Origin of the sequence: Bacillus sp. FSL K6-0042 (assembly GCF_038006685.1) — a bacterium.
Lineage (GTDB): Bacteria > Bacillota > Bacilli > Bacillales > Bacillaceae_G > Bacillus_A > Bacillus_A pseudomycoides.
Map to the genome: position 1 here is coordinate 2,100,366 of NZ_JBBOVS010000001.1, position 18,361 is coordinate 2,118,726.

22 protein-coding genes are annotated in these 18,361 nt (G+C 33.6%); 8 read left to right on the top strand and 14 right to left on the bottom strand.

Annotation, left to right across the window (positions count from 1 at the left end):
• Positions 1–244: 244 nt before the first annotated feature.
• Positions 245–742: a CcdC protein domain-containing protein gene (locus MHH45_RS10860; protein WP_016113678.1), complete on the top strand. Its 498-nt coding sequence runs from the start codon at positions 245–247 to the stop codon at positions 740–742.
• 207 nt (positions 743–949) lie between these two features.
• On the opposite strand, the gene MHH45_RS10865 is transcribed toward MHH45_RS10860, so the two are convergent.
• The 11 genes from MHH45_RS10865 to ecsA form a co-directional block, all read right to left on the bottom strand.
• Positions 950–1,336 carry a VOC family protein gene (locus MHH45_RS10865; RefSeq protein WP_033671011.1) on the bottom strand — a complete coding sequence of 129 codons (387 nt, stop codon included), beginning with the start codon at positions 1,334–1,336 and terminating at the stop codon, positions 950–952.
• 555 nt (positions 1,337–1,891) lie between these two features.
• Positions 1,892–3,340 (bottom strand): transglutaminase domain-containing protein, encoded by a 1,449-nt coding sequence (locus MHH45_RS10870; protein WP_275857267.1) that lies wholly within the window; start codon positions 3,338–3,340, stop codon positions 1,892–1,894.
• A gap of 757 nt (positions 3,341–4,097) precedes the next feature.
• Positions 4,098–5,507: a PH domain-containing protein gene (locus MHH45_RS10875; RefSeq protein WP_016113674.1), complete on the bottom strand. Its 1,410-nt coding sequence runs from the start codon at positions 5,505–5,507 to the stop codon at positions 4,098–4,100.
• On the bottom strand, positions 5,500–5,976 hold the full coding sequence (locus MHH45_RS10880) for a PH domain-containing protein (RefSeq protein WP_016113673.1): 477 nt from the start codon (positions 5,974–5,976) through the stop codon (positions 5,500–5,502). The genes MHH45_RS10875 and MHH45_RS10880 overlap by 8 nt, the downstream gene beginning before the upstream one ends.
• 88 nt (positions 5,977–6,064) lie before the next feature.
• The gene (locus MHH45_RS10885) at positions 6,065–6,247 is read right to left on the bottom strand and encodes a hypothetical protein (protein WP_016113672.1); all 183 of its coding nucleotides are present in this window, start codon (positions 6,245–6,247) and stop codon (positions 6,065–6,067) included.
• 93 nt (positions 6,248–6,340) lie between these two features.
• The gene (locus tag MHH45_RS10890) at positions 6,341–7,348 is read right to left on the bottom strand and encodes a HAMP domain-containing sensor histidine kinase (protein ID WP_016113671.1); all 1,008 of its coding nucleotides are present in this window, start codon (positions 7,346–7,348) and stop codon (positions 6,341–6,343) included.
• Positions 7,345–8,016, bottom strand: a complete 672-nt coding sequence (locus MHH45_RS10895; RefSeq protein ID WP_016113670.1) for a response regulator transcription factor — start codon at positions 8,014–8,016, stop codon at positions 7,345–7,347. The genes MHH45_RS10890 and MHH45_RS10895 overlap by 4 nt, the downstream gene beginning before the upstream one ends.
• A gap of 37 nt (positions 8,017–8,053) precedes the next feature.
• Positions 8,054–9,037 (bottom strand): alpha/beta fold hydrolase, encoded by a 984-nt coding sequence (locus MHH45_RS10900; protein ID WP_016131215.1) that lies wholly within the window; start codon positions 9,035–9,037, stop codon positions 8,054–8,056.
• 241 nt (positions 9,038–9,278) lie between these two features.
• Positions 9,279–9,998, bottom strand: coding sequence for an EcsC family protein (locus MHH45_RS10905; protein WP_016113668.1), 720 nt, complete (start codon positions 9,996–9,998; stop codon positions 9,279–9,281).
• Between the two features lie 13 nt (positions 9,999–10,011).
• The gene (locus tag MHH45_RS10910) at positions 10,012–11,223 is read right to left on the bottom strand and encodes an ABC transporter permease (RefSeq protein ID WP_088094100.1); all 1,212 of its coding nucleotides are present in this window, start codon (positions 11,221–11,223) and stop codon (positions 10,012–10,014) included.
• Positions 11,216–11,959: an ABC transporter ATP-binding protein EcsA gene (gene ecsA, locus MHH45_RS10915; protein WP_016113666.1), complete on the bottom strand. Its 744-nt coding sequence runs from the start codon at positions 11,957–11,959 to the stop codon at positions 11,216–11,218. Before ecsA ends, MHH45_RS10910 begins: the two co-directional genes overlap by 8 nt.
• A gap of 578 nt (positions 11,960–12,537) precedes the next feature.
• Between ecsA and MHH45_RS10920 the strand changes: the two genes are divergently transcribed.
• Positions 12,538–12,972 (top strand): HIT family protein, encoded by a 435-nt coding sequence (locus tag MHH45_RS10920; protein WP_016131213.1) that lies wholly within the window; start codon positions 12,538–12,540, stop codon positions 12,970–12,972.
• 41 nt (positions 12,973–13,013) lie between these two features.
• Here MHH45_RS10920 and MHH45_RS10925 read toward each other — a convergent pair whose 3' ends face one another.
• The gene (locus MHH45_RS10925) at positions 13,014–13,205 is read right to left on the bottom strand and encodes a hypothetical protein (protein ID WP_016113664.1); all 192 of its coding nucleotides are present in this window, start codon (positions 13,203–13,205) and stop codon (positions 13,014–13,016) included.
• Positions 13,206–13,284: 79 nt separating this feature from the next.
• Here MHH45_RS10925 and MHH45_RS10930 point away from each other — a divergent pair, with 79 nt between their 5' ends.
• Positions 13,285–13,647 (top strand): YtxH domain-containing protein, encoded by a 363-nt coding sequence (locus MHH45_RS10930; RefSeq protein ID WP_016113663.1) that lies wholly within the window; start codon positions 13,285–13,287, stop codon positions 13,645–13,647.
• A 300-nt stretch (positions 13,648–13,947) separates the two neighbouring features.
• Positions 13,948–14,505, top strand: coding sequence for an HTH-type transcriptional regulator Hpr (locus MHH45_RS10935; RefSeq protein WP_016113662.1), 558 nt, complete (start codon positions 13,948–13,950; stop codon positions 14,503–14,505).
• Positions 14,506–14,511: 6 nt separating this feature from the next.
• Here MHH45_RS10935 and MHH45_RS10940 read toward each other — a convergent pair whose 3' ends face one another.
• Positions 14,512–14,847: a DUF1878 family protein gene (locus MHH45_RS10940; RefSeq protein WP_016113661.1), complete on the bottom strand. Its 336-nt coding sequence runs from the start codon at positions 14,845–14,847 to the stop codon at positions 14,512–14,514.
• A 119-nt stretch (positions 14,848–14,966) separates the two neighbouring features.
• Here MHH45_RS10940 and MHH45_RS10945 point away from each other — a divergent pair, with 119 nt between their 5' ends.
• Positions 14,967–15,161: a hypothetical protein gene (locus MHH45_RS10945; RefSeq protein WP_016113660.1), complete on the top strand. Its 195-nt coding sequence runs from the start codon at positions 14,967–14,969 to the stop codon at positions 15,159–15,161.
• 30 nt (positions 15,162–15,191) lie between these two features.
• On the opposite strand, the gene MHH45_RS10950 is transcribed toward MHH45_RS10945, so the two are convergent.
• Positions 15,192–15,263 (bottom strand): YjcZ family sporulation protein, encoded by a 72-nt coding sequence (locus MHH45_RS10950; RefSeq protein ID WP_224796251.1) that lies wholly within the window; start codon positions 15,261–15,263, stop codon positions 15,192–15,194.
• Between the two features lie 356 nt (positions 15,264–15,619).
• Between MHH45_RS10950 and prsA the strand changes: the two genes are divergently transcribed.
• From prsA to MHH45_RS10965, 3 genes are all read left to right on the top strand, one after another.
• Positions 15,620–16,465: a peptidylprolyl isomerase PrsA gene (gene prsA / locus MHH45_RS10955; protein ID WP_016113659.1), complete on the top strand. Its 846-nt coding sequence runs from the start codon at positions 15,620–15,622 to the stop codon at positions 16,463–16,465.
• Between the two features lie 880 nt (positions 16,466–17,345).
• Positions 17,346–17,804, top strand: a complete 459-nt coding sequence (locus MHH45_RS10960) for a helix-turn-helix transcriptional regulator (protein ID WP_088094099.1) — start codon at positions 17,346–17,348, stop codon at positions 17,802–17,804.
• A gap of 43 nt (positions 17,805–17,847) precedes the next feature.
• Complete coding sequence (locus tag MHH45_RS10965) at positions 17,848–18,318, top strand: hypothetical protein (RefSeq protein ID WP_016132562.1); 471 nt, start codon at positions 17,848–17,850, stop codon at positions 18,316–18,318.
• Positions 18,319–18,361 lie beyond the last annotated feature (43 nt).

An 18,361-nucleotide genomic window follows, 5' to 3' on the forward strand; every position in this document is an offset into this window, starting at 1 on the left:
ATTATCGTTTTTTTCTGTTAGTTTTTGTTATCAGGACAAAATTATTCCATAGCCATCCATGAAGCTAGTCTTTACCATAGAACATGTAAGTAAATTACGTTCTTACATGTTAGATTTTCTTATGAATTTTCTATTCACGTCAAGTTAACATACCCCCACTTATTGGTATTCAATTAAAACAAATACTACTCAACCGTCTATAATTCCCATATAATTGAAATACCCTATGTATAGAGGTGAAATTATGGATTCTTCTTCGTTTTACTCTATTGTGATCATAATTGCTGCGTTGGTCTTATGGCGTAGAATTAGGGCAATGCATCGTCCGATTAAAGGAAACGGAACCCGTCTCCTCTTACCCATACTATTTTTGTTATTACCCTGCATTCCCATCATCTTAAATCCAAAAGCACATGCCACTGGCTGGGAATGGATTTGTGCAGTTATCTTTGGGTTCCTTTTGTCAATTCCACTTATTTGGACTACTAACTATGAACTCCGATCCGATCTGCATATTTATGCTGTAAGAAACAAGAGCTTTATCATTACCTTTCTCACCATACTTATTATCCGATTTTTACTTCGTGATTATTTAAAATGGCTAGGTCCAGAAACAGAAGCGGCACTATTTATGACTGTAGCGCTGGGATATATCTTACCTTGGAGAATTATCTCTTTCATCAAATTTCGTCAACTATACAAAAGTCGAATCCAAACTAGCGACAACATTGACTTCCGATAACACCACTTATCAGCAGTCAATGTATCTCGAAACCTATAAACCCATAAACCCATAAACCTATAAACCTATAAACCTATAAACCTATAAACCTATAAACCTATAAAGATTCTACTCTTACAAACACAATTAACACAGTTCAAATAAATTGAACTGCGCTACTAAAGTTGTTTAATATTGTTTAACCTAATCCCATTTTGAACAATCGAATTACAGCATTTTATATATTTCAATTAAGTTATCGTCAGGGTCACGAAAATGTGCAACACGCGCTCGCCATTCCTCACGATCATGCGGTTCATTAACAAATTCAATTCCTTTTTCTTTGAAACGGTTATAAGTCTGATCGACATCTTCAACTTCAAATTGAAGCAAGAATTTTGATTGAGACTCAGCTTCTAACGGCTTATTTCCTTCTTCGACCAATTCGGCCATCACGTTTCGAGATACAAGCTCAATTTTCGTTTCTCCATTATTGAAAAGCGCATATTCCATGTCTTCCTCATACCAACTCACTGGAAATTCCAATAGATCTCTGTAAAACACGGCACTTTTCTTAAAATTTTTGACCAAAAGTCTTATTTGCAACAACTTCAAATCAATCATCTCCTAAAAAATATTATCGAAAAGCTAACACCATCGTCATCCATTGAACATTTCGTTACTGATTCGAATATTCCTTCCTGTTTCATGTAACTATCCTGCTGTGTTATCTGTATAACAAATGAAACAGCATTATTATCATTCAACACTTTCTATCGTGATACAGAAAGAATATTCTCTATATGGTTAAGTTTTGAGATTAAAGCTTTAGAAAATAAAATAAGGAAGCATTCTTCATCAATTAAAGTTGCTTCCTCCCCTCCAATGTACCATCAAATGCAGTTGCCTAGAAGTACAGTATATATTAGTTATGATTGTACTTCTTAAGTGCAGCCCCAATAGCCGCTACTATCGTGAAAATTGAATCACTATATATTCTATGTTTAGCTAGTTTTATTGATATATAATATCGAATATTTATTTTGGTTTTGCAACGCCCTCTACGTGAATACATGTACTTTTTCATACAGATATTACTCACCTTTATAGGTTCATCATATCCGTATGTCTAAGCAAGTGTATTAAAGTTTTTGTACCAAAAGATACAGTTTAACGTTTGATGACTTTTAAAATGTCCTGGTATTTCCATGATTTTGAGCTACCTGACTGGATTTTATTTGCTAATTCATTAGTGTAATTTGTTGTTGCTGCCGCAAATTTATTACGATCCCACTGATGATCTCTAGCGATTTGTTCATCAGACAAATTATAGTATGAATACATTACTCGTCCTTGCACATCTGGAATTGGATCATCAAAAGTTGTATCAAGATGGTACCATTTCCCTTCAATTTTCACTTGATTCCAAGCATGTGGTTGTCCATTTCCAGTTCCTGTTACAATATGATTTTCTATTCCAGCCTCTTTTAACAATTGGTACGTTAATAATGCATATCCTTGACAAACAGCAGAACGGTTTGCTAAAGCTTCATACGCTGTATAAGCTTGGAAAGAAGTATCATAAGAGACATGTTTTACAACATAATCATGAATTGCTTTTACTTTTTCGTGTTCATCCATACCAGCTTGAACAATGGAATTGATAATTGATTTCGCTTGTGTCTTTACATAGTTCGTTTGTTCTTTGGATTCACGGTATGTAATCTTTAATGTAAACGTGTAATTTCCTGGAATACCACGGATAGAGTATTGTGTATTTGCGATATTATAACTTAAGTATTCGTTAGATTCGACTGCCTTGTCGTATTCTTTAACAAGTGTATCCATAACTTCATTAATATTAGAGTTTTTGGATGTGTATGTCATTGTTATATTTTCTTCTTGATTATTAATATGCTTTTTTATTTCATTTTGAAATGCGTCTAATAGTTGCCCGTCAGGTCGTGAAACGTTATTTGCATTTGCAGCGTTTGGATTCCAAACACCATTACTTTCAAAGTAATACTTTTTCCCATTATCTTGGATCCAGCCTGTTTGCATTACTCCACTTCCACCAAAGTAGTACCATGCTCCGTTAATTGACTGCCAACCTGTTTGCATCGCTCCGCTTCCACCAAAGTAGTACCATGCTCCATTAATTGACTGCCAGCCTGTTTGCATTGCTCCACTTCCACCAAAGTAGTACCATGCTCCATTAATTGACTGCCAATTTGTTTGCATTGCTCCACTTCCGTTGAAGTAGTACCATGCTCCATTAATTGACTGCCAATTTGTTTGCATTGCTCCACTTCCGTTGAAGTAGTACCATGCTCCATTAATTGACTGCCAATCTGTTTGCATTGCTCCACTTCCGTTGAAGTAGTACCATGCTCCATTAATTGACTGCCAACCTGTTTGCATTGTTCCACTTCCGTTGAAATAATACCATGCTCCATTAATTGACTGCCAACCTGTTTGCTTCATGCCGTTTACATTGTAGTAATTCCATAACGATCCAGTTTGTTTCCATCCTGTATCAGCACTCGCATAAGTAGCTACTGTTGACCCCATAACTGTTAGACCAACTGCCATAGCTAACATTTTGATGTTTTGTTTCATAAATTCATATTCCCCTTCTGTTGACCTATTTATCTATCAAGCATTAACAGTGAGGGCGTTGCAAAACTAAAATAAATATTCAATATTATAAGTTTTTCGTTTTCATAGACAATATTAGCGACTAAACAACAAGATTTGAAGTGTACAATTATAATATTATAACAAAAATTCCAATCATTTTTCATGCGATATTGCATAAAAACGATTGGAAAGAAGATAGAGATTGCCATTCATTGAATATTTCATTACTGATTCCAATATTCCTTCATGTTTCATGTAACTATCCTGCTGTGTTATTCGCATAACAAATGAAACAACATGATTATCATTCAACACTTTCTATCCTAATACAGAAAGAATAGTATTTTTTCGTTTTTTGGGTAATGATTTGCCTTAACTTGATGAGCCCCTTTTTTACATATAATTCGCTGCTATGAAAAACAATATGAACTTGCACTCGTTTTCTCTCTCTGGTTTCACTTGGCATGGAGAAAAAAAGAGCTGACCGCTTCTATCCATGATCGAATCCTCTCTCCTACCCAAAAAGAATGGTTTTCTATCAGTTTTTCATTTTATATAATTTTGATTTCCAACATACAAATTACGGCTATGAAAACAAAAGCAGATCTCCACTCATTTTCTCCTTTTGTTTTCACTTGGCATGGGGCTAAAAAAGGATCTGACCGCTTCTACGCATGGCCAGATCCTCTATTCCCCCTCTAAAAAGAAAAGGTTTGTCTTTTTTCTATTTAGGTTTCTACTTATTCTTATACCAATCTAACATACACTCTGCATCTTCTAAACGCGTATGCTCTAATTTATAATTTGTGGATGCACTAGAGAAAGTCTGCGAACATAAATGCGCTCCACGCTGAAAATAAGATTGCGTTTTCTCGATTGATTGTACATGTCTTCTTCTTACTAAACCTGTGTATTTAGCAATGTTACGATACACCATCGTTAATTGCTCGCCTTCTACTCTATAGCCACCTGCACGAAATGTCGCATATCCAAGTGACATAAGTAATCCAAACAGAGGTAACAGCGCCCAAATTACAAAATATTTTTCAAAGTATATGCTTACACCTGTAATCGGAACTGCTAATATACAAAAGAAAATAAAACTCCCTAACAAATAGCGGCGCAGTGCCGTTTTTGGCAAAGCTGTAATATTAGAGTTTAGTTCATATGGCAACTGTAAATGAGCGAGCAATTCTGCAACGCGGTCTTTCCGAATGACCGGATGGAGTGTAACATTCTCCTCACCTTTTTCATGATTTTGAATGACTTCTACATGCACAGAGCAGTAACCAAATGGTTGACGGAATATCCCTTCTTTTATCGTAATTCCTTGAATACGATGTAGCTTTAACACAAGTTCTTTTCTCTCAAGAAGCCCTTGTGAAATACGAATTTCATCATTTTCCCGATGCACTGTAAAATTCGCATGCTTTAAGGCGTAACCAAATGTGGATACAATCCAAGAAACAACAAGTAAGACCGCAACCATATAAATCCAACCGTACACATCATGATTCATCACATATGTTTCTACTCTTTCTTTCATCCATTTCGGGATATATTCATCTACTTGGGAGTAAATAAAGAATAATAAAGAGAACAACAAACCAAATTGACCAGATGTAACGGATGCTAATAAAATCTCTTTCCACGTCAACTTATATTCCGTCCGATTTTCTTCTGTCAAACTAGCATTTACCGTATCCTCTTCTATTTCTGTATGTTTCTCTGTCGATTCAGTTAACATTGTAATTAATGTTTTTGCTTCGTCAGCTGTAATACCAGCTAAGCTAACCTCAGGCTCACCACCACCGCCAGCTGTTTCAATTTTGAGCTTCGTTAAGCCTAATATTTGATATAACATACTTGAACTTGTATTAATCGTCTGTACGCGCTCTTTATTCAAGTAACTTTCTTTTTTCACAAATAGTCCTTGTTTAATGTGTAGTACATTATTTTCTATCCAGTATACTTTATAGTACCATTCAACAATAATCGAGACGACTGAAATCACTAAGAAGCCGATCGGTACTAAATACCAAAATGGAAATTTTCCTTTTAAACTAAACAGAAAAACAATGAATGGTATAAAGTCTGTTATTTTTAATTCCAATAACATCGTGATTGGATGCTGCCTCTTATACATCCTCATCACTCACTTTCGCAAGTTCTCCAATTTGGCGCTTCAGCTGTTCCGCTTCTCTCATCTTTAACCCTGGAATACTATGAGAAGTAGCGGCAGTTGAAATTTGTAATTCTGCTAAATCATATTTTCTCATAATTGGACCTTGCTCAATTGTAACGTGTTGCACACGAATCATCGGAACTAATACACGCTTAACCGTAAACATTCCGTGCTGAATTTCTAATTCTTCTTCATTTAACCGATAGCTGTAATAACGCTGACGTAATTTCGGAAATAGAAAGTAGTCAAACGGTGTATACACAACCGTCAACCCAATAAGTACATAAAACAGCCAAGCCCACCAATTAAATTTAATCATGAAAAAGAGATAAGCAAGGATGACTAACACACTTATGCCTAGTTCAATTAAAACACGAGCTTTCCAAACTCTGACCATATCAGGATGAATTTCATTTTCCAATGGCTGCATCTAATCACTCCAAATTTAGTAATCTAATATATGAATTCTCTCATTTTACTATTTTACAGAAAATTACATGGAAATAGAAATGTTTTTATTATAATTCTTTCTTTTCATCATCTTTCTTCTCCGGAATGAAATACCCGAACCAAATGAACCAAATGAGCCCAATCAATGCTGTCCAATCCTTGTCACCTTGAAACGCATCAATTACATTCGGCAATTTATAAACACCAATAAACCCAAGGAGGCCTAGCCACCAGTCTTTTCGAAACTTCATACTCTCTGCTCCTCTCTACCGATTAACCGATTCTATCTATTTTCGATTCCAAATATCCACATCTTGGCTATGAAAACAAAAGAAGACCTGCACTCATTTTCTCTTTTTATTTTCACTTGTTGTAAAGTAAAATATAGTCCCATTTTTATTTGATTGTAACGTATATTTTATATCGAGCATTCTAGATATATCCTGAATGATTTTTAATCCTAGCCCCGCACTTTTACGATTCATATCGAAACCAATTCCATTATCCTTAATAGAAACAACATGATTTTCAATGGTTATCTCAAGTTTTTTAGCTTTTGAATGTTTTAACGTGTTCTGGAAAATGTTATCAAATAACCTTTGAATCCACAAATCGTTACTCGTCCATATTAAATCTTTATTTATTGGATTATATATTAATTGAATATCATGAATACTATACAAATAGTCCCACTTTTTAACCATATCTTCCAATAAATCGTGTATATTCACCTCATGATTTAAAACATAAGAGCTTTCTAATGTATCAGTGGATTGTAAGTTAAATTCATTGGTTAATTCAGCAATATACTGTATTTGTTGATATAACGATTCTAATATTGGTGCTTGATCATTATATTGACCTTCTAAATAGAATAATTGTAACCTAACAGCTGTTAAAGGAGTATTAATATCATGTCTTAATTTATTTAAAAGTTCCTTTTTTATTTCCTCTTGCTGTTTAAGTTCTAATTCTCGATATGTAGTTCTTTCAATTAATAAATTTACCGACCTAATGAGTTCCCCTATTTCATCGTCGTTTTTAACATCTAATTTATTCGGGATCTTTTCATCACTAGCTAAATTTCGAATAGTTTTATTTAATATATTTATTTTATTTAATAGTGAATTAATGGATTTCGAAAATAAAAAGGCTAACAATAATAACGATAAAAAAAAGACGCCTAGCATAGTAGGATATGCAAAAGATTCATGAAATGGAATATTATTATTTTTCGTTTTAAAGGCAATATTATAAATGACTGACATAGAGATACTAATCAATAGTAATAAAAATGGTACGCTTATAACAGCAGAAAACAACAATAACTGGTATTTTTTCTTTAATTTCATTTCTTTATATAGGTATTTAATCTATACCCTTCTCCATATATATTTTGAATAATTTCACCCGTGTTATCATTGATTTTTGTTCTTACTTTTTTTATGTGCACATTCACGATATTTTGATTTCTATCTTCGAGTTGCCATAAATAATCAAAGAAATGTTCTTTCGTTAAAATACGATTCCTATTTTCATATAAATAGAAGAATATTTTACGCTCAATCGCAGTAAACTCAATTTCATTATGTAAGTTATGATTGAAAACTTTTTTATGCTCAGCATCAATATATAAATGTTTGATTTGTGTAAAAGTACCATATCGATTATCTAGCATTTTCTGCATTCTTAGTAATAGTTCTCTAGGATCAAAAGGCTTTATCATATAATCCTCTCCGATTGTTAAACCTTGGAGTTTGCTGTCCATATCACTTCGAGCAGATAGAAAAATAATTGGAATATTTAATCCTAGATTTTTTATTTTCTTTGTAATTTGATAGCCATCTTCACCTGGCAACATAATATCCATTATGACTAAATCTATCTCGTGGATGATATCAATAACTTCTTTTCCTTCTTTCTTCCAACATACATAATACCCTTCGCGTTGCAAAATCTTTTGTAATAAATCTCCAATCATTAAATCGTCTTCAACAATTAAAATTTTATATCCCTTCATCACATAGACCTTCCATTTTCAAAATAAGAATCTCTTACTATTTTTCTACTTTTTTATTGATAAAATTCATGGCAAGATTATATATCTCATCAGGCTCATATAAATAAATGCTGTGCGTACCTTGAATTTTTATTACATCTGCTATCAATAGTTGCTCTGCAAACTCCTCATAATCTTTGTTTTTTTGTTTTGTATATTTCGAATTTTTATTTTGTTTAGCGATCGCATCTAAAAATAAAATAGGTGTTTCTTTTGGTATCGGTAGGTTAACTGATTTTTTACCATTATTGTAACTCTGTAAAAGCTCTTGCTCCATATCATTATTAAAAAATTGTTTATATGATAGTGCTTTATACATTTCTTTTTCATGTTCAGTTAAAAAAGATTGCCGGATCACCTCGGGATTATACGTAACAGAAGGAAAAAGACGATGTACACCCATTTTCGTTAACAGATTGAATCCTCTTACTTTTAATGAATCCACTAGGTTCATTTTATGAGTTACGTATTGCTTCGGTAAACCAATATCTAAAGCAATAATTCCCTTCACTTCATTTGGATACTTTTGTGCCCAGTAAATTGCTTCGATACCTGAGATAGAGTGTGGTACTAATACATACGGCGGTTTATTTCCACTTTGTATGAGCGCTTCTCTACTTTGTTCTAACATCGTATCAATATCTCTATCATCGTGAAAAGCCTCACTGTATCCATAACCAGCTCTTTCAATAACCGCAATCTTGTTTTCTTTTGAAAACTTGCTATATAGTCCTTTCAGTTCATAAACAGGAGCAGCTATCCCAGATCCAGACATAAATACATATGTATCCTCACCGCTCCCTTCCTTGTATACATTGATTTTTTTATTATTAAAATTAACTAATGTTCCCTCACTTTTGATTAATGACGATTCTTTACTTAATTGATAATTATGGTATATAAAAACAGATAGTAACACCAGTAAGATAACCGCAATCGACACAATACATATATTCTTTAATACTTTAAATAATTTTCTCATAGAATTCTCCTTTCAAATTATATTGAAAGGATACAATATAAAAATAAATTTCTAATAAATTTTCCTCTGTGTTTCTAGATAGAAGTCATTTGTTCAGCTCGAATGGTTGAAATTATATTTGTTTAAACTAGAGTTTTATCCACTTTTCAACTTCAGATGTTCTTCTTTTAGACATAAAAACCCCCTTTGGTAAGCATAACCAAAGGGGGGATACTTCTGGATTTCATTTCAAAGCCACATATTAAATTGATATTCCCTTCCGCTGAAGCAACCGCAAACGATAACAATTCATCGTCACTTCTCCAAGCCGTTGCAATAATTGATAATTTGCATACGCTCCGACCGGGGCACCAATAACCGGAACAAGCTGCAGCATCTTCGCTAAATCGATATAATCGCGATATTCTTGCTGAAATTTCTCCCAGTCAATATGATTTTCTTTTTGTGTGTCCCACGTTTCAATTACTTTCCATATTTCCTTGCGATGATCATCACTTGAAAAAGCTAATTGAAACACATGGAGAATAAAGAAACGCTCTTCTTCTTTGCTCGTATCAAATCCATACATAGTCGCTGCATCAAATAAAAATTTCATTTTAATGCTGAGTAAAAGCGGGAAATCTGCCAGGCCTAAGAGAAAACCACCCGCTCCCGTTCCTGCACCTTCTGCGGCCGCAACCTTTTTATACTCATCCATTTTCTTTAAAACCTCTGCATCTCTTCTTTCGAGCGACCAGTCTGTTTCTCTTAGCTTCGGTTTTATAAAATTCGATCCGACGCTAATACCTTGCACCATCTTTTTAATTGTTTCCGTTAATACATTCTGCACTTTTTCCGGAATAAGCTGTTGCACTTTCGTTTGTACCTTTTTCGAAAACCGGGTCATCATAGAAGAATTTTTCATGATTGTATGTTTCCACTGCTGCAACTCTTTTATGACCTTCCCTTCATATTCAGTCATAAGTTCATTCCTTTCAGTTTAAACGCTCAATGCGCTTTGCACCGTATTGATAGACAAAACCAATACTAAAAGCTATGCTAGCGGCGAATAAAATACAGGTCATGATGATATCTTTTGTTGCCAAAGCAAATATGATTGTAAATACGATACTGCCTATACATAAAATTGCATTTAACAGACAAAGAAAATCCTTTTTCTTTTCTTCTACGGTCACTGGATATAAATCAAGCCAAAGTTTTAAACGATGATGTTTCCAAAGGCTTAATAGTTGATAACCAATTAAGTATAGAAATACGATACTCATAATGAAACGCCCATATAAAAACGGTATAAAGTAAAGAATTACACCACCAATAGCAAGTAAGCGCATATATAAACCAAAGTAGTTGCCTGATCTTAAAAATGTACGTGTATACAAATATAAATATGTACGTTTTTCACCAATCATGGAAAGTACAAAATCAAGCCATTTCCGGCGTGACACTCGTTCTTTTAATGCTGGTACATCGACAAACATGTTGGCAATGCGGTACAGGCGCATCATTTTCTTTCCTTCTTCTGCAATTAAGTATTCCCAGTTTAACGGTTTTCCTTTTACTTTTTGATGCATGAAGGCAAGATATATAACCATTACAAAGAGAATCGCTCCTATATAAATTACTGAGATACGCTCGACAAGGAAATACACAAATAATCCGTTACATATAAAGCGAACGAACCAATCTGCACGCTGCATGCCTTGATCTGTTAAAAATGATTTTTCCCACGCTACAAATAAATTCCAAGCTTTGACTAAAACAAGCGCTACTACAACCCATATGTAAACCGCTCCTGTTTGCTTCATTTGTTGGAAATATAACGGAGCAAGCGCGGCCGCTACAATTGCTATCACATATAGCTGAATCATAAACGTAAAGAGAAATGCTTTTGTAAAGTATGGTTTTAATTTTTCTTCAACTGGAAGTAAATACACAAGATCCGCTTCTTTTAATAACGTTTGAATAGATCCTGCTGTTAATACAAACCCAAGTAAAACCGCCATAACAAGCGCGGCCGGAAATGAAGGGGTCAATGTTTGTAGCCATTGCTGATAATAATAGGCACCAGCACCGATGATAAATACGAAAATAAATTTCAAATGATCGTTAAAAACATATTTACTATATGTACGAACTTCTTTTAAAAAATGCCTGAATCGCTCTTTCCACAATGCTCTGCTATTCATAATCTTCTTCCTTTGTTAATGCAATATAAATATCATCTAGCGTCGCACCCGGCATGTTAAATTGTGATTGCAACTCAGATAACGTTCCTTTCGCACGAATTTCACCTTGATGTAAAATAATAAAGGAATCGCAGTAACGTTCTGCTGTCGCTAAAATATGGGTACTCATTAAAATACCAGCACCGCTCTTTTTCATCTTGTCCATCATTTGGAGTAATGATTGAATCGCTAATGGATCGAGTCCAACGAAAGGTTCATCGACAATATAAAGTGACGGTTCAACAAGAAAAGCACTCATAATCATCACTTTCTGCTTCATACCTTTTGAAAAATGAGCTGGGAACCATTTTAAACGATTCGTCATTCGAAATTCTTTTAATAATTGTTGTGCGCGTTCTTCATATTGCTTCTCATCTATACCATATGCCATCGCTGTTAACTTTAAATGTTCTTCCAATGTTAACTCGTCATATAATACAGGTGTTTCAGGAATAAAAGAAAAACTAGATCGATACGCTGTCATATCTTCTCGAATTGTTTTTCCGTTAATTGTTACCGTACCTTTTTTCGGTTCCATTAAACCGATAATATGTTTAATCGTTGTACTTTTACCAGCACCATTTAAACCGATTAAACCAACAAGCTCACCTTTATTAACAGAAAATGAAACGTTTTGCAGCACCGGCCGCTTCGTATATCCTCCTGTGACATTTTCCACACGTAATAACTGTCCCATATGACACCACTTTCTTATTCATTCACTTGTGCAAGCGTATTTTTTATAGAATGTATATATCCATCTTACCAAAAAACAAAAGATACTACATAGTACCGAATTTCTTCAAAAGAAATTTAATTTCTTTGCATACCTTTTCCGAAACGGGACATCATAATTAGTGAAGAAGGAACACATTGAAAAAGCAACCACTCAATTGATGAATACAGCTTAGCGAAATCATCATGAAATGGGGTGTCCATAATGGACAAAGAAAATTTACACGAAACCAGATAATTTGTTTCATTTTAGAAACGGGGTGTCTCGAGGAGAGTATATACTGTTTTATAAAATAAACAAGTTCATTTCATAAAGGATTATCATTTCATTGTAAATGGGGTGTCTAAGGCAGAATACGAGCCGAATTGTCACATATTTCCTAAATAAATGAGGTGTCTGCGAACGGTAGATTAAATTAAAATGCTTTTTCAATCCCTCTTCAGAAAACAGGAAGCTGAGTCAGCTTCCTGTTTTTCGTGTTTGTTCTCCTATGTAAATATGGTAAAATACGGCTAAGACTACTTGAAAGGATGAGAATAATGAATCATACAGCGGATAATTGTATTTTTTGTAAAATTATTGAAGGACAAATCCCTTGCTCAAAAGTATATGAAGATGAACATGTGCTTGCATTTTTAGATATTAGCCAAGTGACAAAAGGGCATACACTTGTCATTCCAAAGGTACATAAACAAGACATTTTTGCTTTAACGCCAGAAATTGCATCACATATTTTTTCTGTCGTTCCTAAAATCTCAAATGCGATTAAATCTGAATTTAACTCAGTCGGCTTTAACCTTTTGAATAACAACGGTGAAAAAGCTGGACAAACTGTATTCCACTTCCACCTTCACTTAATTCCACGCTACGGTGAAAACGATGGTTTTGGCGCCGTTTGGAAATCACACCAAAATGAATATACGACGGAAACTTTACAAAACATCGCAAGTACCATTGCAAATAGTGTAAAATAAGGGTAAGAATTCTCTCTATTTTGTACGAATTGTAAACCGTACTACAGAAACATATAAAATACGATTGTACATAACAAGCCTATTCCTCCAAAAGAAATGTACTGCATGGCTTGTTTCTTAACCCAAAATGCTGGAGGATACGATCTTTTTTGCTTTATAAATAACAATAAATGCATAGCACGTACAAGAAAGAAAAGACTTACGATAAAACAAATTGTTGTTACAAGTTTCACTTTTCTCCCCCCTTGTCTTAAGCATATGCATTGTTTTATACATCATGAATATGAACAAAAAATAAGGAGGTTTCCTTTTATGTCAAAAGCTAAATCCTTTGTAACAGGTATCATTTGTGGCGGAGCTGTCGCTGGACTAGCCGTTCTTTTTTCTACTCCTTCTTCTGGTAAAGATATGCGCAATAAACTAAAAGAAAAAGGAAATGGTATTAAAAAAACGCTGGCTGATATTACTGCTGATACAAAATTATTAAAACGTCAAATTGTTGAAACAGCTTCAGAAGGTAAAGAAGTTTTTCAAGAATTGAAAGACGATATGCAGGATACGTTTTCCACATGGAAACAAGATATTTCCCAAAACAAGCTTCATATTGAACAAGAGATTTTAGACATTCAAAAATCAATTGAAAAACTGCAACAAGCAGTTCCAGAAAAAGCGTAAACGATGTTTCATTCTTAGTTTTTGCATATAACAAATATTTTTTATAACTATTTCTCTTCCCGCGACATATCACATAGATATGTCGTGTTTTTATGCATTTACAATATATGTTATCCTCTATTACGTGAAGATAACACATATAGTTATGACACCTAAAACGCTTCCACAGTTATGCATGATTCGTACAAGAATATAATTTTTCCTAAAAATTTTCACAATTCTCACAAAAAGACTTTATTAATTTTTATTTTACTGGCATAATAGATACTAATGAATAAGAATGTAAAAGTGGGTGAGTAAATGAAAAGTGGAGAAAAAGATTATTCGGTAAAAGAAGCCATGATTTTCAGTCAACGCATTGCTCAATTATCGAAGGCATTATGGAAATGCGTAGAAAAAGATTGGCAACAGTGGATTAAACCATATGATTTAAACATTAACGAACATCATATTTTATCCATTGCTTATCATTTAAAAGGGGCCTCTATTTCTGAGATTGCAAAGTTTGGCGTTATGCATGTATCAACTGCATTTAACTTTTCCAAAAAACTTGAAGAGCGCGGCTATCTTGTATTTTCAAAAAAAGAAGATGATAAGCGAAATACGTATATTGAAATTACAGAAAAAGGGGAAACATTGCTGCTGCAATTAATGGAGGAGTATGACCCTGAAAATAATTCGGTCTTTAATGGCGCTCTTGCACTTCGCAATTTTTATGGTAAGTTCCCAGAAAATATCGAGTTAATCGCGATTTTAAGAAATATTTATGGACAAGATTTTATCGATATTTTTGAGAAATCACTAGAAAATATTGAGGAAAATTTTACGGAACACGATCAAAAATTAATTAAAAAATAATATTGATTATTTTTTCGCTGTCATGCGTAAAAATTCTTGCATAATTGGCTGAAATAAGCCCTGTCTATGTAGCGCTTCTGCAGTCTCGTTTACTTCGAGCTGATGTGGAAGCGCTTTTTCAAACTGCTCCAAAAGAGCATCAAACAAAAGTAAGCCTTCTTGTTTCTCTACTATGTATTGTTCGTTCAATTGTTCACAAAGATTCAGTATACGTTCAATATCTTTTTTACGAGCTTTATTCTTTATAATTAAAGAATAAAATGGACACTTATCTTCATCGATCATTTGGAAAAGAAGTTCTACATAATATTCAGCTTGCTCTAGTCGTTTTACAACGTCCATTTTTCCCCTCACTTTCTAACACAAGGTCTTCTATTTCTGAATTTTATAACACGAACAAAATATCGTATGATACAATATATAAAAGTATATGTATTTTGGCCAAAAGGAGGTATCTCCTCGTGACTCTTATAGAAATTGTTTTTGTCACATTTGCACTTATTGTTCTATTCTACACGAATTTCCTGACACATACACTGTGTGTGCGGAAACAACTATCCGAGAGCCGACAAACGAGCGCTTTTCGGGTTATTAATATATGTATTACCATTCTATTAATTTCTAGTTATATAGAAATTATATTTCATGCAAAGTGAGGAAGGAAAGCCCCTTCCTCATTTTTTCCTCTATAAGCAAATTATACCTATAATGACTAATAAAATAAACAGTACAACCAATAAAATAAGTGATGAATTCATTCACCCATCCCCTCTCCTCTTTCCTATATATGCTACACGCGCCCAATATGGTACTCATTCCCAATCTGACAATCTTTATAAACAAATGGGTAATTTTTCTTTATCAATAGGAAAAGACGTCGAAATATGGTATATTAAATTTTGTACATATTGCTTATACTATAGAATAAAATTACCTTCAGCTAGATTTTATCCTCAGCCTCGGTAAGCCCTGTTAAGCAGGCTTTTAACTTTATAAGAAAGCGAAACCAGTGAGACTTAATCGGGCTCTTTTGGACAAGCATCATCTGAAATGAGGACGCTTGCCATTTGTGCGGGATAAATTAAAAATACATAATAGTAGGAGTGTTTATTGAATGAAGAAAGCTATGCTTGCCTTAGCAGCAACAAGTTTGATTGCCTTATCAGCATGTGGATCATCTGACAAAATCGTTACATCTAAAGCGGGTGACATTTCAAAAGAAGACCTTTACAACAAAATGAAAGACAGAGCTGGTAAACAAATTTTACGTGGTATGGTACTTGAGAAAGTACTTGTTAAAAACCATAAAGTCGACGATAAAGAAGTTGACAAAAAAGTTGATGAATACAAAAAGCAACTTGGCGATCAATTTGACGCAGCTTTAAAACAACAAGGCTTTACAAAAGACTCATTTAAAGAAAGCGTTCGCGCTGAATTAGCGATGGACAAAGCTATTGAAAGCAGTATCACTGACAAAGAATTAAAAGAGAATTATAAACCTGAAATTAAAGCAAGTCACATCCTTGTAAAAGATGAAGCAACTGCGAAAAAAGTAAAAGAAGAACTTGGACAAGGTAAATCTTTTGAAGAACTTGCAAAACAATACTCAGAAGATAAAGGTTCTGCTGAAAAAGGCGGCGACTTAGGCTACTTCGGACCTGGTAAAATGGTAAAAGAATTTACAGATGCTGCATATAAATTGAAAAAAGATGAAGTAAGTGAACCTGTAAAATCACAATTCGGTTACCATATCATCAAAGTAACTGATATTAAAGAACAAAAACCATTTGAAGAAGAAAAAGCAAACATTAAAAAAGACCTAGTTGAGAAGAAAAAACAAGATCCTCAATTCATGGCTGAGCTTCAAGACAAAGAACTTAAAAAAGCTGATGTGAAGGTTGAAGATAAAGATTTAAAAGATACCTTTGAGACTCCAAAAGCTGAAAAAGAGAAGAAATAATTTAATTACAATAAGCTGTCAGTCGTCCCTGACAGCTTATTTTGCATTCATTGTGCTCCCATCCTGTCTAAGAAACGAGCTAAAAAAGCATCTAGCAAAAAGCTAGATGCAGATAAAAACACAAGGGAAGATAAAAATCTTCCCTTAACCCGTATGCTATTATAACCAAAAATCATGAAAAAGCATAAAAAATATTGTTTTTATTTCAACTAACATTGCAATTAGGAAAGTAAGGTTTATTTTTCAAACCTCACCAATGTTTTTTCAGGAATAGTAATCTTGTCTATATCAAAGCTATTAAGTTTAAGAGTGATCTCACCTTCTTCCCCAATCCAACAACTATACAGTTCAAAATAATCCACTTATTCCAGATATTCATTCATTATTGCACATAGTCTGTTTAGCTTCTCCTTTGATTCCGTGCAAATCCTTTGGTACGTATATTTCGAAATCTCAATTCCCCAACCAGTTGACACCTCATAAAGTGAAACTTTATGAGGTGGGAGTGTTACTGTCCGTTAATGCGAGATAACTTGCTAAACTCATTCTTCTCCCTCCTTACTATCTTCTCTTCCTACTTTCTCCGAATAAGTAATATTTCCATTCTTTCATCCCAAATTAACCTTACATATCATTTCGTATAACTAAAAAAAGTGCTTAAGGAGGGCATTCCCATTAAAGTAAGATGAAATAAGAATTCATTCAACTAGATTTTTTCTGTTTTGTAAAGAATGAATATAAATCTTAACAGGTTGCATTTTTTGCTACATACGAAATAAACCCTAGGAGGAATCGTAAAACAAAGTGTAAAGTTGCACCTATGTTGACAAAATTTCTTGTATAGTGTAATTTTACACTATACAAGAAAGGGAGATGCATAATGGATAAACAAGCATTTATTGAAATGGTGAATGCGAAATTAAAGCTCATCCGTGTTGAAAATGATTTATCACAGGATAAAATGGCTGAAATCATTGGTTTATCAAAGAAAACATTAGTGGAAATCGAAAAAGGTAGACGCACGCTCACATGGTCAGGTGCAGTTTGTGTTGTAACGCTTTTTGAACATAGTGAGACGATCCAAATGACATTTGGTGATGATGTGAACGAAATTATTAAAATGATTGCTTTTTCACATTACGATATGAGTTTCCCGAAGACTTTAGGAGGAAAAGTATGGTGGCGACAAATAAAGGAGTTAAACGGTTATAAAATACAACAAAATATTCTTTCACAGCATTATAGAATTTTAGACGCTGAAGACTGTAGAGTATGTAGTTCATTTGAGTTAGATGAAATTGAAAAAAGATTTACAGAAGTGACAAAACTGTCGCAGTAAAAAAGATGAAATTGATATGAAACAATGAAAGGAATTGAATGATATGAAAAAAATTATGATTGCAACATTATCCATTGGTATCGTAATGGGGTTATCAACGATTGCATTTGCAAATACAGGTACAAAAACTGAAATCTATAAAGAAGAGCTAGCACATTTCAAAACAATCAATCCCGATATTACAATACTAGAAGTTGATTTAGTGATGAAACAAAGAAAACAATTAGATGAATTATATGAACAACTAGAGAAATTAGAACTGAATTATGGAATTCGTGTTGATAACACAAAAGATCCAAATAAGGAACCAAAACACCTAGATGATTTAACAACAACGCAGCGTGAAAATTGCCTTCAGCTAAATATCAAAATTTGGGATGAAGAGCTTCAGTTTTTAGATGTTCAATATAAAGCTGGTCTCATAAAAGAAGATATGTATAGAACTGAAAAGAAAAACTTTACATATTTTAAAGACGAAAACGTAAAAGAAAAAAATCAATTACACACTAATTAACGCTATAACAGAAACTACTTACATATAAAATAAATCAAATGTT